The sequence below is a fragment of the Companilactobacillus furfuricola genome (assembly GCF_003946325.1).
GTDB lineage: Bacteria > Bacillota > Bacilli > Lactobacillales > Lactobacillaceae > Companilactobacillus > Companilactobacillus furfuricola.
On the sequence record NZ_RHNT01000006.1, the window covers coordinates 65,156 to 80,119 of the forward strand.

Genomic DNA, 14,964 nt, shown 5'->3' on the forward strand with positions numbered 1-14,964 from the left:
CGAACATACTTTCGCTATTTATTTAACTGTTTTAGATAATCGAGGTAACATGGCAAAAATAATCAAGCCGATTAGGAACAGCACACTTAAAGAACCAGCACCAATGGTGGATTTCCCAGTTAGCTGAGTCACGATACCGACTAATGCGGGTCCCATAACGGCTGAGAATTTACCAAGAATATTGTAGAATCCGAAAAATTCACTACCAGACTCTTTGGGAATGATCTTGCCAAAATAAGACCTACTCAATGCTTGTAGTCCCCCTTGAACTGTTCCGACCATGATGGCTAAGATCCAGAAATCAGCTGTCGTGCGCAAATTCAACGCATACAAGCAAATTACCAAATAGACAAAGATACCTAGCAAAATACCGGCACGAGTCCCGGCTTTATCGGCGATCCATCCAAATACCATCGAAAATGGAAAGGCCACCAATTGAACTACTAATAAAATGATCATCAAAATACTAGTTTTCACACCGATATCCATCCCGATCACTGTTGCCATTGTAAAGATAGTATCGACACCATCAATATAGAAGAAATATGCCACTAAAAACCAGGCAACTTCTTTATACTGTGCAATGTGTTTGATTGTTTTAAATACCCGCTTAAAACTGCCTAATAATGGTGCCGAAGTTGAAGGCACCGAATATACTTGATGAACATTCTTTTGCAGTGGCAAGTAGAAAACAAACCACCAAACGGCTGCGATCAAAAATGATAAGCGAGAAACTTGATAACCCGTCATAGCTCCAAATCCATTAGTTAAATATAGAGCTAAGAATATGATGAAAACGGCCACTCCACCAAGATAACCATAAGCATATCCATGGGTGGAGATCTTATTCATCTGCTGATTATCGGCAACATCCATCAAAAAACTATCGTAAAACAAATTACTAGCCGAATAGCCGATCGAGGAAATTATGTAGAGCCCTAACAACCACTGCCACTGACTAGTTGGCATCAATGCTAAACCTACGGTCATGACCATTCCTAACCAACAAAAGCCATTCAGCAAACGTTTCTTAAAATTAGGATAATCAGGTAAAGCTCCTAAAAATGGTGCTAAGATCGAGACTAATAATGTCCCAAAACTATTGGCATATCCCCAATATGCCGTAGCACTGGCTGACGCAACACCATCAGCCTGTGCAATTGACTTAAAGTAGACTGGTAAAACTGCAGTCGTAACGATGATCCCATAACCAGAATTGGCCCAGTCATAGAGGATCCAACTCCATTGTTTCTTATTGATTTTCAAATTGACACCCCTTATTCTTTGAAGACCTCATCAATGCATTGACCTGCAATTTCACTTTCAAATTTTAAACCGAGAAGTTTAGCAAACGTTGGTGCTTCATCGACCAAGTTAGCTTTATCAACGGTCGTTCCTTCTTTAATAGCTGGTCCGTTAAAAATCAAGGTAGTTTGATAGTCCGTTTTCTTAGGATCATAGCCGTGGACACCATGATAACGGCCAGGCTTTCCGAGTGTTTTGGGATCGACCCGCTCGACAACCGTCGGACGATCGCTTTCATCGGTAAAATAATAGCCAGCTTTTCCTTCCACCATCAAACTGCACTTTGGATCAGCTCCCAGAGATTTGGCTTCTTGTTGAGTGTATACTTTCTCGACTCCCTCAACGTTTTGGATGAGCTATTTTAATTGTTCGATCTGCTCAAAATTTTGTGTATAGATGTATGTCGAACCATCACAAGTTTTGGCCATTGCTTGCCAATCTTTACTAAAAGTTTGATCAGCTTTTGCCTTGAGCCATCCCTTTTGCGCAAAAAGCGTGTTTAAGTGGATCATCTTCGTAACGTTGATCTGATAATGATCGCCTAAGACGACGAAGTTAGTTTTATCGAAGGTGCCGGCATTTTTAGTTGCTTGTATCAATTGTTCAACACGTTTATCAAGTCGGCGTAAAGCTTCCATAGCTTCTATTGATCTAACTCCGTAACGATGACGCATGCTATCCATATCCACTAAATGGATCAAGGTCAGATCAGGTTGTTTATTTTCGATCGTATCGACTGCACATGCTGTAATAAAATCATCGAGTTGTGGTTGTTTAATGCCATTGCGCAGTTTGCCGTATTTGTGATCCATTTCGAGTAAAAAGATGGGCGAACTAGCTTTGAGCGAAACTAGGACTTGATTAGTCCAGATCCGATTAGGAAAAATCTCGGCTAGATTGTAGTTGATCTTGCTACCAGCAGTAACTGGCCATAAAAAAGCAGCCGTCTTCATCCCTGCTTGACGAGCGAGATCATATACTGTTGTCGAATGGACGTCTTTTTGATACCAGTACCAATCTGGCGACCGACGTTCAGGTTGAATCTTGGTATTATTAACGATCCCATGGTCTTTCGGATATTGACCAGTGATGATCGATGTATGAGATGGATAAGTCAGCGTGGGATAGATCCCCGTAACTGATTTGACCCAAGTCCCACCATTAACCAATTTATTCAGAGTTGGCAACTCTTGTTGATGCTCACGGATGTCTCGATACCCTAATGAATCTAACGACATTACTAATAAATGTTGATTTGATGACAAAATAAAAATCCCCTTTGATCACACTTCGATACAAAATATTATATCGCAACGTTACAAAGGTTGTCACACACCTTAAAAAACATAAAAAAATAGATGTGAAAAATATTCACATCTACATATTAATTATTCCCATCCATCAACAACTTTAGCAAAGCTAGCTAATTTTTCAGCTGCATTTTCATCGGTATCACTTGTGATGCCAATGTAAAATTTCATCTTGGGCTCAGTTCCGGAAGGTCTAACAGCAACCCAAGTGCCGTCTTCCAAAATAAATTTCAAGGCATCGGCCTTTGGCAAACCAGTTTCGGAAACTTGACCATTTTTATTATCTGTTTTATTTAAGTAATCTAAAGTTTCAACTACTTTGACCCCGTTGATTTCAGTAAATCCATCTTCACGGAAGCCTTTCATGATCGATGCCATCCGTTCTTTACCAGAAACACCATCAAAAGTCTTAGAAATAGTCTTTTCACGATAGTAACCGAATTCTTGGTAAAGATCTTCCAAAGCGTCGTAGATCGTCTTTCCTTTTGATTCATAATAAGCTGCTGCCTCAGCTAATAAAATAGTTGATTGCATGGCATCCTTATCACGAACGAAAGGCTTGACTAAGTAACCATAACTTTCTTCAAAACCAAAGAGGAATTCATGGTCTTTATTATCTTGGAAATTTTGGATCTTTTCAGCAATGTACTTGAATCCTGTCAAAACATTGTACATCTTAACGCCATATTTATTAGCAATTGCTGTGGCCAATTCTGTTGAAACGATCGACTTAACAACGGCACCATTAGTTGGCAAAGCATTCGTTTCTTTTTTGGCTTGTAATAAGTAGTTCAATAAGACTGAAGCAATTTGGTTACCAGTCATCAACTTGTATGAACCATCAGGTTGGCGAACAGCGGCACCCAATCTGTCAGCATCTGGATCGGTAGCGATCAAAATATTAGCTTCGATCTTTTGACCAAGGGAAATGGCTAGGTCAAAAGTTTGAGCAAATTCAGGATTTGGGAAAGGCGTGGTTGCGAATTCAGGGTCTAGGATGGCTTGCTCTTTGACCATATTGAAATTTTCAAAACCTAAGTCTTGAAAAATCTTCGGTGCGATCATCTTACCTGTTCCGTGTAATGGTGAATAAACAAATTTCATCTTGTGACCAACTTTTTCGATCAGTTCGTGATTAACTACTACCGTATCAAGCTTAGCCAAATATTGTTGATCAACATCCTCACCGATCAATTGCATTAATTTCTCTTCGCGGAGTTGATAGACCGTTTTGACCTTGATAGCAAAAAGATCATCAGCTTTACGTACGTATTCAGTGATCTTATCTGATTCTTTAGGAGGCATTTGTCCACCATCAGGACCGTAAATCTTAAATCCATTGTATTGCTTAGGATTGTGACTAGCTGTGATCATGATACCAGCATAAGCATTCAGCGTTCTGACAGCAAATGAAAGCTCGGGAGTGGGACGAAGACTATCGAATACATAACTCTTGATCCCGTGAGCTCCTAAAACTTTCGCTGATTCGATCGCAAAATCTTGTGAGTGATAACGCGAGTCGAAACTGATAGCTACTCCACGGCCCTTCGTTTCATCGTCCAAGGTATCCATAAATAAAGCTAAGCCTTCAGCTGCCTGTCTGACCGTATAAATATTCATCCGGTTGATACCAGGTCCAAGAACACCACGCATACCGGCAGTTCCAAATTCCATTGGAGCATAAAAAGCTTCTTCAGCTTTGTCATTGTCATCTTTTAGTTCATTTAATTGTTGCTTTAATTCTGGCTCAAGTTCAGTATTATCAAGCCATGTTTGCATATTTGTTTGCCAAGACATTATATGTCCTCCTAGTTTTGAAAGTCCTTACATATTATTATAGCAATTTTTGTTAGTATTTATAGGGGGTTACGTAAATTATTAGTAAAAATTATTAATATTTTACTTTATTTTAGTAAACCTTTGGGATGATGGTTGGATCTATTCTGATCTTTCTTTGTCAGCATCTTCTCAAGTTGATTTTAAAATTTTGAACGCTCTTTGATAGATTTCCTTACGCATAATTCTAACTGCCATATTAACGGCAAAATTACCGGCCATTTGTTACCTAAATCATATTTGACTAGCCTTAAAAGTAACTTTAAAAGTTTTGAGTAAACAAAAATCCTCCCGATGGAATTGCTTGATTTCTGACGGAGGATTTTTGCAGTTCATATAGTTTCATAATTAGTTATTGTTGATTCCATTGATATTGTCTGTGGTTATCTTTTGTTGAATGGCCTAGAATTGTCGTGCCATTTTCGATTGTGGTATCGAAGCCCGAATTTATTTGCTCTCCCGAAACTGCTTTGATGGACATGATGAATCCACTGATAGCACAGTCTTGAGCATAATTTATGGCCTTGTCTTTTTCCACATTGCTTAGTTGAAGAAAAACATCAGTCACTTGCACTTTTAGTTGTTTGTTACCTAAGTATTTAACGGATTGTATTTTATCAGGATAAGCATATCTTGGATCAGGGATCGGTGGATTTTTGGCATCTTTTTGATCTTCTTTCAATGAATCAGCAATGGCCTGATTGACCTTGCTGATTTGGGCCCTACTGTCGGTGGTCCTAGGATCATTTTGTTCTTTTTGTTTTTCTATTTGCTTTGCTTGTTGCTTGGCTGTTTCTCTATGCGCGGAAACTGTTTGTTGATAACTATGGAATGTTAATATTCCTGATGTCGATAATACAATGATAATTAAAAATGCTACAGTGATTGTTAATTTCTTCGACGAACTTGTTTTGGAGCTTGATTTTGAATTTTTGATAGCCAAAACTATGGTGATTATTGTCATTATGGAACCGATGATAAATAACGCCCAATTTAGCATAAGAACTCCTTTTTGAATATATATTATGGTATATATCAATTTTATATCACTGTAATTAGTTACTCCATTTGAACTTCGAATAAATCAATATAAATTATATTTTACTTGATCCAAACATAGATCCATGTACGTTCATTGACATCTTCAATTTTCATGAAGCAGAGTTTACAGCTATCTAGTGGCAAAAAAATACCCCATAAATGTTTGAAATGAAGCAAACATTTATGAGGCATTTTTCTTTAACTACTGAAAATAAGTTTTCAGCGGTAAATTGGTAATTTGTTTATTATTTAGCATCAACTTTGTCTGACAAAGTTTGAATGTAATTGAAAGCTTCTTGTCCAGCAATTCCACCTTCACCAACAGCGATGGCTACTTGGCGTAAGTCTTTCTTACGGACATCTCCAATTGCGTAAATTCCTGGTTTGTTAGTTCTCATATGTGTATCTGTGTCGATCCAACCATTTTCGTCTAAGATACCGAGATCTTTGAATGGTTCTGTCATTGGTTGAATTCCTACATAGATAAAGGCACCTTTAGCAGGAACTACATGTTCCTCACCAGTTACTTTATCTTTGTAACGAACTCCAGCCACTTTGTCATCTTCTGAAACGATCTCTTCAACGTCGGCGTTCCAAACGAATTTGATCTTGTCATTCTTGAATGCACGATCTTGTAGGACCTTTTGGGCACGCAATTGATCACGACGGTGAATAATAGTTACTGATTTGGCTAATTGAGTCAGATAGATTCCTTCTTCAACAGCTGAATCTCCACCACCAATTACAGCTACATCTTGATCCTTAAAGAATGCGCCATCACATACGGCACAGTATGAAACTCCACGACCTGATAATTCTTCTTCACCAGGTACGCCGATCTTCTTGTATTCTGAGCCAGTAGCGATGATCAAGACTTTTGCTTGATAATCCCCGTCATCAGTATGGATGATTTTGACATCGCCTTTGTCTTCAACAGATTCAACTGTTCCATACCCAAATTCGGCACCGAATCTCGTGGATGAATTATACATCTTTTCACTGAGATCTGGTCCTAAGATGGAATCAAATCCAGGATAATTTTCAATTTCTGCTGTGTTATTCATTTGGCCACCGTAAATACCGCGGTCCAAGATCATAACTGACAAATTAGCACGTGATGCATAAAGAGCTGCGGTCAAGCCACCAGGTCCTGCACCAATAATTACTACGTCAAATTCTTTCATTGCGTCTACCTCCTTAACACTTATAAAATGTTACCATTATTTTTTATTAATGCCATTATCTTGCTCACTGAGATCAGAATACCACGGTAATTGGTATTTTTTGCGTCGATAAATTAACAAGCCGATCGCTATCACTAATAAGATCAAGGATAGCACTTGTGAAACTCTAACTCCGGGCATGATGTACAAACTATCAGTTCTCATCCCTTCAACGAAAAACCGGCCGATCGGATACCAAATTAAGTAGCTTAAAAAGACTTCGCCGACTTTGTAAAATTGTTTGCGGTGCCTTAGAGCTAAGATAATGATCAAACCTACAACGTTCCACATTGATTCATATAAAAATGTTGGTTGGCGATAAGCTCCGTTGATGAACATTGGCTCGATGACAAAATGAGGCAAATGAAGCGATTGTAAAAAGTCTAACGTGGTCTTGGCACCAAAAGCTTCTTGATTCATGAAATTGCCCCAGCGACCGACGATTTGACCTAATAGTACTGATGGTGCAGCGATGTCTAGCATTAGCCAGATCGAGATCTTTCTTCGCAGACATAACCAGACCAAAACGATAAAGCCACCGATCAAGCCGCCATAAATTGCAATACCTCCGTGCCAGATCTTGATGATCTCACTCGGATTTGCTAAATAAAACGGTAACTCAAAGATAACATAATAGATCCGTGCACAAATCAGAGCGACCGGAACGCCGATCAAAACTAAGTCCAAGATGTTGTCAGAGTTGACACCACGTTTGGTAGCTTCATGCATGGCCATGACCACCCCTACCAAAGCTCCCAAGGCGATAATTATTCCATACCAATGGATCTGAAGACCACCTAAATTAAAGGCGATCGGGTTTAATGCTAATAGGCTCATTACTTACCTTCTCCATTTTCAGCGTTTTTTTGCCCATTTTCTTGGATCAATGAGCCGAGATTTTCTTCAAATTTCTTCGTAGCGTCAAAGCCCATCTTTTTAGCTCTAAAGTTCATGGCAGCCACTTCAATGATGATCGAAATATTACGACCGACTTTAACTGGGATAGTGATTTGAGGCACACCGACATCAAAAAATGTTCTCGTCTCTTCCATTGAACCTAGGCGATCATAATTCTTATCAGCTTTCCAATCTTCCAAATTGATGATCAATTGAACATCACTCGAAGTCCTAACAGCACCAGCACCAAATAAATTCATAACATCGATGATCCCGATACCACGGATCTCTAATAAGTGATTCAAGATTTTTGGTGCTTCACCAACGATTGTTTTTTCATCTTGTTGGAAAATATCCACACGATCGTCAGCAATCAAACGGTGACCTCTTTTAACTAATTCAAGAGCCGTCTCACTCTTACCAATTCCAGAGTGCCCTGTAAGCAAAATCCCAATACCGTATACGTCGACTAAAACGCCATGGACTGATTCTCTAGGTGCCAGACGTTCATCTAAATATTCGGTGATCAAACTGGATAATCTAGTTGTAGGCAGCTCTGAACCAATTACTGGTACGCCATTTTTTTCAGCAGCCTTGAGGAGTTCCTCACTAGGTTGGATATTTCTGGAGACCAATAAAACTGGCGTATCGTCACGACAGATCTCTAGCATGACTTTATAACGATTGCTATCGGTCATTGACTGTGAATACGCTGACTCTGTTTGACCAAACAACTGAATCCGTTCACTTGGATAATAGTCGAAATATCCCGTCAACTCGATACCAGGACGGGAAATATCGCTGGTCGTAACGTGCTTTTCATCAAGCAGTTCACTTCCGCTATAGACTTTTAATTTATTATCTTCCACTAACTCAGAAACTGTTACGTAATTTGACATAATCTAACCTCTTCATCGCCTTTTTATTAATTCTATCATCAAAGTTAAAATAAAAAAAACGCGTATTAGACGCGTTTTTGAAAATTATCCATCGTAAAACTATTAATAATTGAATTACAGATGGCCAAAATGATTGCTACGACAAGTGCAGAGCCAAATCCATTAAAATAAAAATGCTCAGCACCCAAAATTAATGAAGTTAATTCTAACGTTACTGCACTGATCACAAATGAAAACAATCCAAATGTAATGAACGTGATCGGAAAAGATATGATGTGCAAAACGGGCTTTACAGTCCAATTCAGTAATACTAATACAACACTCGCAATTACGGCTGTAGCCACCGTGTCGATCCGAAACATATTCGGAAGCACACGAGCAATAGCCATAAATAGCAATGTATAAATACCTGTCTTAATCAGTAATCTCATTTATTTCCTACCCTTTTTAGATCGATCATGAGTATCGTGGTTATCGATCCGGTGATGCAAACGATGCAATATATCGTTCATATTATTCTTGAAATCGGTGTGTTGAATATTCCGGTTCTCCGGGATCAAAAAAATACATACAATGTAGACTAGTATCGATAAGAAATAACTAAATGGGATCAAGGCAACGAATGCCAAACGGATCCAAGTCGAATCGACCCCGAAGTATTCACCTAATCCACCGCAAACCCCCGCGATGAATCTATCAGTACTAGATCTAGTTAAACGTTTCCTCATGGTACCACCTCAACTTGTTACAAAATATATAACAATGTGGCGTAAATTACAAGATTACTCATCATCATTATCTACAACGTGCTTCTGACTTAGTTCTACCACATGTCCTGTGTTTAGGTAAACTACCCATTCACAAATGTTGGTTGCATAATCACTAACACGTTCCAAATAACTTTCTACAAGCATATATGATGAGCCACTCAAGACGTTATCAACGGACTTTTGCATGGCACGGATACTAGCATCGTTGATCTGTTTACCTTCGCGATGAATGTCGCCATCTTGGGCGGCAACTCTCTTAGCCATTTCGCCATCTTCTTTAAGATATGCCTCTAATGAATCTTCCACAATAGATGTCGAAAGATCACCCATGTCTGCAATGTCTTTTTCAATTTCAGGAATACGAGTCTTACCTTTGACCCGAATTGTTTCTTGGGCAATACTTACCGCATGATCACCCATTCTTTCTAAGTCTGAACTAGCTTTCAAAAAAGTTACGACCATTCTTAGATCTGATGTAACTGGTTGTTGCAAAGCAATCATTTCAAATGATTTCTTTTCTAGGTCGACTTCACGTTTATTGATGAAGCGATCATTTTCGATTACTTCTCGGGCTAATGCTTTGTCATGATTAACATAAGCTTTAACAGATTTCATGATGGCCTCACTAGCCATCATTCCCATCTCAGAAAATCTTAAATGCAAATTGTTCAATTGTTCCTCAAATGTGCTTCTCATACCGATTCCCCCTATCCGAATTTACCTGAAATATAATCTTCGGTTTGTTTTTCCGCAGGATTTAAGAATATTTTCTTTGTATCGTTAACTTCAATCAAATCACCATTCAAGAAAAAGGCAGTTTTATCTGAAATTCTTGAAGCTTGTTGCATATTGTGAGTCACAATAACAATCGTGTATTGGTCCTTCAAGGTCAGCAACATATTTTCAATAGCTGCTGAAGAGATTGGATCTAGAGCAGAAGTTGGTTCATCTAGCAAAATAATATCTGGTTTCACGGCTAAAACACGAGCGATACAAACTCTTTGTTGCTGTCCACCTGACAACGATAAGGCACTGTCATGAAGTTTATCCTTAACATTATCCCAAACGGCAGCATTTCGCAAACTTGTTTCTACGGCTTCATCGAGTACAGCTTTATCTTTGACCCCTGCCAAGCGCAAGCCATACACCACATTGTCATAAATCGAAAATGGAAACGGATTAGGTTGTTGGAAAACCATCCCTACTTCTTTTCTCAGTTGAACGGTATCGATGTTTGGAGCATAAATGTTCTTACCGTTCAATGAGATCGTCCCTGTGATCGTTACATCGGGGATCAAGTCGTTCATGCGATTCAAACAACGCAAGTATGTCGACTTACCACATCCTGAAGGACCGATCAATGCGGTGATCTCGTTTTGGTTAAAATCGAGATTGATACCCTTTAAGGCTTCTTTTTTTCCATAAAATAAATGCACGTCTGATGAAGTTAATAATTTTTTTGCTTCAACCATGTTTGTCTTCCTTTATCCAAAATGTCCAGATACATAATCTTCCGTAGTTGAAATCTTCGGACGAGTAAATATCTTTCTTGTTTCATTAAATTCTACAACACGTCCCATGTGGAAAAATGCTGTGTAATCACTGATTCTTCCGGCTTGTTGCATATTATGCGTGACGATAATGATCGTGTAATGATCTTTCAAGCTGAGCATCGTCTCCTCAACGTTTGAAGTGGAAATTGGATCTAACGCACTTGCTGGCTCATCCATCAATAAAATATCTGGTTTCATAGCGATCGCACGTGCAATACAAAGCCTTTGTTGCTGACCACCTGACAAAGCTAAGGCACTCTTATTAAGATCATCTTTAACTTGATCCCAAAGTGAGGCTTGCTTCAAGGTAGTTTCCACGATTTCGTCGAGCTTTTTCTTGTCATGAAGGCCATGACGTTTTAAGGCAAAAGTAATATTGTCATAAATCGATTTTGAAAATGGATTTGGTCTTTGGAAAACCATTCCAATATGCTTTCTAGTCTCATAAATATCAACATCATTCTTATTGATATCTAAACCACGATACATGATCTGCCCTTTAACAGTAGCATCAGGGATATTATCATTCATTCGGTTCAGAGAACGCAAATAAGTTGATTTACCAGAACCAGAAGCTCCGATCAATGAAGTGATTTTGTATCTTTCAAATTGCAAAGAAGCTTTGTGCATTGCTTCTTTTTCACCGTAGAAAACTTGTAGATCCTTAGTTTCCATGGCAATTTCATGTTTATCTTCATCAAGATGATAGATGTATTGTTGGTCGTTATTTTGTTCTTCCATATTATTCTCCAGTCATCTTCTTGTATACCAAGTTTCCAATGTAGCGAGACAATAAATTAAATAGTAAAACAGCAATGATCAAGACTGCTGATGCCCCGGCAGAAACTTGAACTGCATCCGGGATCAACCCTTCAGAGTTAACTTTCCAAATATGAACGGCCAAAGTTTCAGCCGGTCTGAATAAGTTAAGTGGACTAGTAATACTGAAAATATTGAAGTTAGTAAAATCAAGTGGCGGAGCACTCTGTCCTGCAGTATAGATCAAGGCAGCAGCTTCACCAAAGACTCTACCAGCACCAATGATCATCCCTGTGATGATACCTGGCAAGCCGTCGGGAATGATAACGTGAATGACTGTTTCCCATTTAGAAAGTCCCAAGGCCAATCCTGCTTCACGTTGTGATTGTGGCACTGATCTTAAAGAATCCTCAACATTACGAGTCAAAATTGGCAAGTTGAAAACCGTCAAAGTCAAAGCACCAGAAATGATCGAGAATCCAAATTTAAAACTAATTACAAAAATCAAGAATCCGAACAAACCAACAACGATAGAAGGCAATGAACTAAGGACCTCGATCGAGATCCGGATCAATTCAACTAATTTATTCTTCCCGGCATACTCTGAAAGGAAAATACCTGCTGAAATTGCAATCGGGATCGAGATCAACATCGACAAGATCAATAGGAAAATTGAGTTGAACAGTTGAACACCAATACCACTACCGGCTTGGAAAGCCTTGGAAGCAGATGTCAAAAAATGCCAATTAACGTACCTGAGACCGCTCCCTAGGATATAGAGCAGTAATCCTGCCAATATCAAGACGATTACGCCAGACATGAAATAAATCACACCTGTAGCGATTTTATCTTTAACTTTCTCATTAAACATTAGAATTCACCTCGCTTAGCAATTTTGCGGATCACGAAGTTGAACAGTAATGACATCAAAAGCAAGAGCAACGCTAGTGACCATAATGCATTATTTGAAGTCGAGCCTAAAATCGTATTACCCATATTCATCGTCAAGACACTAGTCAACGTTGATGAAGGTGAAACAAGATTTTGAGGCAAGAGCATTGCATTACCGATAACCATCTGAACAGCAAGAGCTTCACCGAAAGCACGCGACATACCAAAAACAACTGCCGTCAAAATACCTGGTGTAGCCGATCTTAAAATAACTTTAGAAATAGTTTGCCACCGGGTAGCACCCAGTGCCAACGAAGCTTCACGATAATATCTAGGAACTGCTCGCAAAGCATCGACTGACATTGAAGTGATCGTAGGCAAAATCATCACGAACAACACAAACGAACCAGCTAAAATACCAAAACCACTACCACCAGCAATACTCCTGACAAATGGCACAACGATAGTCAAACCGATAAAACCATAAACAACTGATGGAATACCAACTAATAGCTCAATAACTGGCTGTAAAATCTTACGACCCCATTTAGGTGAGATCTCTGTCATGAAAATAGCCGCTGCAATAGCAAAAGGCGTACCGATCAAAGCTGCGATCAAAGTAACCGCAAATGAACCCACGATCATAGGAGCAGCCCCAACGATCGGATGACCCGCACTATCCAACTTATTCGGTGCCCAAACTGAATGGGTCAAGAAATCAATTGGATTAACGCCGTCTTTAATAAAAATCAGCAATCCCCTAGATGCAACGAATCCAATAATAGTAACAACTAAAATCACAATAATAGCAGTAAAACTAAATGAGATAATCTTACCTCTAGTTTCTCTTTTAGCTGAAACAGACTTTTTGAGTAAACTTTCTTTAATTGGATCTTTCAATTACTTTCCCTCCTGAGAAACCGGCGTCACGTTACCTTTATCATCCTTCTGGAACTGCATTTCATTAATAGGAACATAACGTAATTTCTTGACCACATCATTTTGAACCTTGGCAGTCATAATGTAGTCTAAAAACTCTTTTGTCATCCCGGTTGGTTGGCCATTAGTATACAAATGTTCATATGACCAGATCTTCCAACGATTACTTTCAATATTCTTAATCGTAGGATCAACATTATCGATCTTTAAAGTCTTAACCGTATCGTTCAAATAAGGCATAGCCAAATAACTAATAGCACCTTGAGTATTATCAACAATCTGGCGAACCATACCACTAGAATCTTGTTCTTGAGCACGAGCAAATTGTGCCTTACCCATAACGTCCGCTTGGAACGAAGCACGAGTACCAGAACCATCGGCACGGTTGATCAAAGTAATAGGCAAATCAGCCCCACCGACCTGTTTCCAATTAGTAATCTCCCCAGAAAAAATCTGACGCAATTGCTTAATAGTCAAAGAATCAACCGAAACATCATGGTTAACCACAGGAACCATACCCACAGCAGCAATACGATGATCGACCAATTTAGAAGCATCAATACCGCTCTTCTGTTCCGCATATAAATCAGAATTACCAATATCAACAGCACCCTGTTGAATTTGACTAAGACCAGTACCAGTTCCACCACCTTGAACATTCACATACTGATTAGGATTATTCTTAGTAAAACCCTCACCAGCAAGCTCAACCAACGGTTGTGCAGCAGAAGAACCAACAGCTGTAATAGTTTGTTGTCCCTGACTACCCTTGCATCCCGATAAGACAAACACCGCCGTCAAAAGCAGACCAAATAAAGCGACAATTCTCGTTTTCAATATCCTCACCTCTACTGGTAAACATAATACATACTATTTATATATTTTTTGTATATTTTTACCCGAAAAACCGGAAAATATCCCGCCATTAAGCAAAAAAGAAACAAAATCCAACAAAAAAATTCTTAAAAACGCCAACAAAATAAAATCCAGTGAAAATTCAAGAAAATAATGAACTCAAAAAGTAACCAAGTAGAAGCAACATCCCAATAAAAAAATGAAAAGAAAAACAAAGAACCAGGCAAGAGCACGAGGAACGAGTGCGCGAGCAAGAAGCAAAAGCAAGAGAACGAAAAGAATAGAAACTCTTATATAACCAAAAAGGAAAGAAAGATCACAGTAGCAATGTAAGTCAGGAAACAAAGATGAGCGGAGCAAAGTCCCGCGAACCGAGAAAAGAGTAAGTGATCAAAACAGAGAAAATAGAAGAACAAAACAAGGAAGCTCCTACTCCCACCAGAAAAGATAAAGCCTGAGATAGACATGTGAGAAATAGGACAATCAAACAGTGCCAATTTGTAAAAATAAATCGGTAAATCTCAAACAAAGGGGGGATATTGTCTCTATCTAGACGGAGGGGCCCGGGGATACAGACCTCAGTGGTGAAATTCCTCTTGGCGACGAAGGAGCTTAGAGGAAGGTGCAGTTTTGAAACAAGCGAGCGCCCTTTGCTCGATTGGTTCAAAATGTGCCCACCACGTTCC

14 protein-coding genes and 1 pseudogene are annotated in these 14,964 nt (G+C 39.0%); all 15 read right to left on the bottom strand.

Going from position 1 to position 14,964, the window contains the following annotated elements:
• Positions 1-18: 18 nt before the first annotated feature.
• The 15 genes and pseudogenes from EKM78_RS03455 to EKM78_RS03525 all read right to left on the bottom strand — a co-directional run bounded on the left by EKM78_RS03455 (position 19) and on the right by EKM78_RS03525 (position 14,263).
• A complete protein-coding gene (locus tag EKM78_RS03455) occupies positions 19-1,266 on the bottom strand; it encodes an MFS transporter (RefSeq protein WP_125769393.1) in 1,248 nt (415 codons plus the stop codon).
• Between the two features lie 11 nt (positions 1,267-1,277).
• Positions 1,278-2,570: pseudogene (locus EKM78_RS03460) on the bottom strand (alkaline phosphatase family protein).
• A 123-nt stretch (positions 2,571-2,693) separates the two neighbouring features.
• Positions 2,694-4,412 (bottom strand): phospho-sugar mutase, encoded by a 1,719-nt coding sequence (locus EKM78_RS03465; RefSeq protein ID WP_125769396.1) that lies wholly within the window; start codon positions 4,410-4,412, stop codon positions 2,694-2,696.
• A gap of 391 nt (positions 4,413-4,803) precedes the next feature.
• Entirely contained in the window at positions 4,804-5,451 is a 648-nt protein-coding gene (locus EKM78_RS03470; protein WP_125769399.1) for a hypothetical protein, read from the bottom strand.
• A 286-nt stretch (positions 5,452-5,737) separates the two neighbouring features.
• On the bottom strand, positions 5,738-6,700 hold the full coding sequence (gene trxB, locus EKM78_RS03475; RefSeq protein WP_281273580.1) for a thioredoxin-disulfide reductase: 963 nt from the start codon (positions 6,698-6,700) through the stop codon (positions 5,738-5,740).
• Positions 6,701-6,712: 12 nt separating this feature from the next.
• The gene (gene lgt / locus EKM78_RS03480; RefSeq protein WP_125769405.1) at positions 6,713-7,552 is read right to left on the bottom strand and encodes a prolipoprotein diacylglyceryl transferase; all 840 of its coding nucleotides are present in this window, start codon (positions 7,550-7,552) and stop codon (positions 6,713-6,715) included.
• On the bottom strand, positions 7,552-8,511 hold the full coding sequence (hprK, locus tag EKM78_RS03485; RefSeq protein ID WP_125769408.1) for an HPr(Ser) kinase/phosphatase: 960 nt from the start codon (positions 8,509-8,511) through the stop codon (positions 7,552-7,554). The genes lgt and hprK overlap by 1 nt, the downstream gene beginning before the upstream one ends.
• 65 nt (positions 8,512-8,576) lie before the next feature.
• Entirely contained in the window at positions 8,577-8,942 is a 366-nt protein-coding gene (locus EKM78_RS03490) for a phage holin family protein (RefSeq protein ID WP_125769411.1), read from the bottom strand.
• Positions 8,943-9,239, bottom strand: coding sequence for a PspC domain-containing protein (locus tag EKM78_RS03495; RefSeq protein WP_125769414.1), 297 nt, complete (start codon positions 9,237-9,239; stop codon positions 8,943-8,945). It lies immediately after the preceding gene.
• 54 nt (positions 9,240-9,293) lie between these two features.
• Positions 9,294-9,977, bottom strand: coding sequence for a phosphate signaling complex protein PhoU (gene phoU, locus EKM78_RS03500; RefSeq protein ID WP_125769417.1), 684 nt, complete (start codon positions 9,975-9,977; stop codon positions 9,294-9,296).
• 11 nt (positions 9,978-9,988) lie between these two features.
• Positions 9,989-10,753, bottom strand: coding sequence for a phosphate ABC transporter ATP-binding protein PstB (pstB, locus tag EKM78_RS03505; protein WP_125707285.1), 765 nt, complete (start codon positions 10,751-10,753; stop codon positions 9,989-9,991).
• Between the two features lie 12 nt (positions 10,754-10,765).
• Positions 10,766-11,575: a phosphate ABC transporter ATP-binding protein PstB gene (pstB, locus tag EKM78_RS03510; RefSeq protein WP_125769420.1), complete on the bottom strand. Its 810-nt coding sequence runs from the start codon at positions 11,573-11,575 to the stop codon at positions 10,766-10,768.
• A gap of 1 nt (position 11,576) precedes the next feature.
• Positions 11,577-12,464, bottom strand: a complete 888-nt coding sequence (gene pstA / locus EKM78_RS03515) for a phosphate ABC transporter permease PstA (RefSeq protein ID WP_125769423.1) — start codon at positions 12,462-12,464, stop codon at positions 11,577-11,579.
• Positions 12,464-13,384 carry a phosphate ABC transporter permease subunit PstC gene (gene pstC / locus EKM78_RS03520; protein WP_125769426.1) on the bottom strand — a complete coding sequence of 307 codons (921 nt, stop codon included), beginning with the start codon at positions 13,382-13,384 and terminating at the stop codon, positions 12,464-12,466. Before pstC ends, pstA begins: the two co-directional genes overlap by 1 nt.
• Positions 13,385-14,263 carry a phosphate ABC transporter substrate-binding protein PstS family protein gene (locus tag EKM78_RS03525; protein WP_125769429.1) on the bottom strand — a complete coding sequence of 293 codons (879 nt, stop codon included), beginning with the start codon at positions 14,261-14,263 and terminating at the stop codon, positions 13,385-13,387.
• Positions 14,264-14,964: the final 701 nt, after the last annotated feature.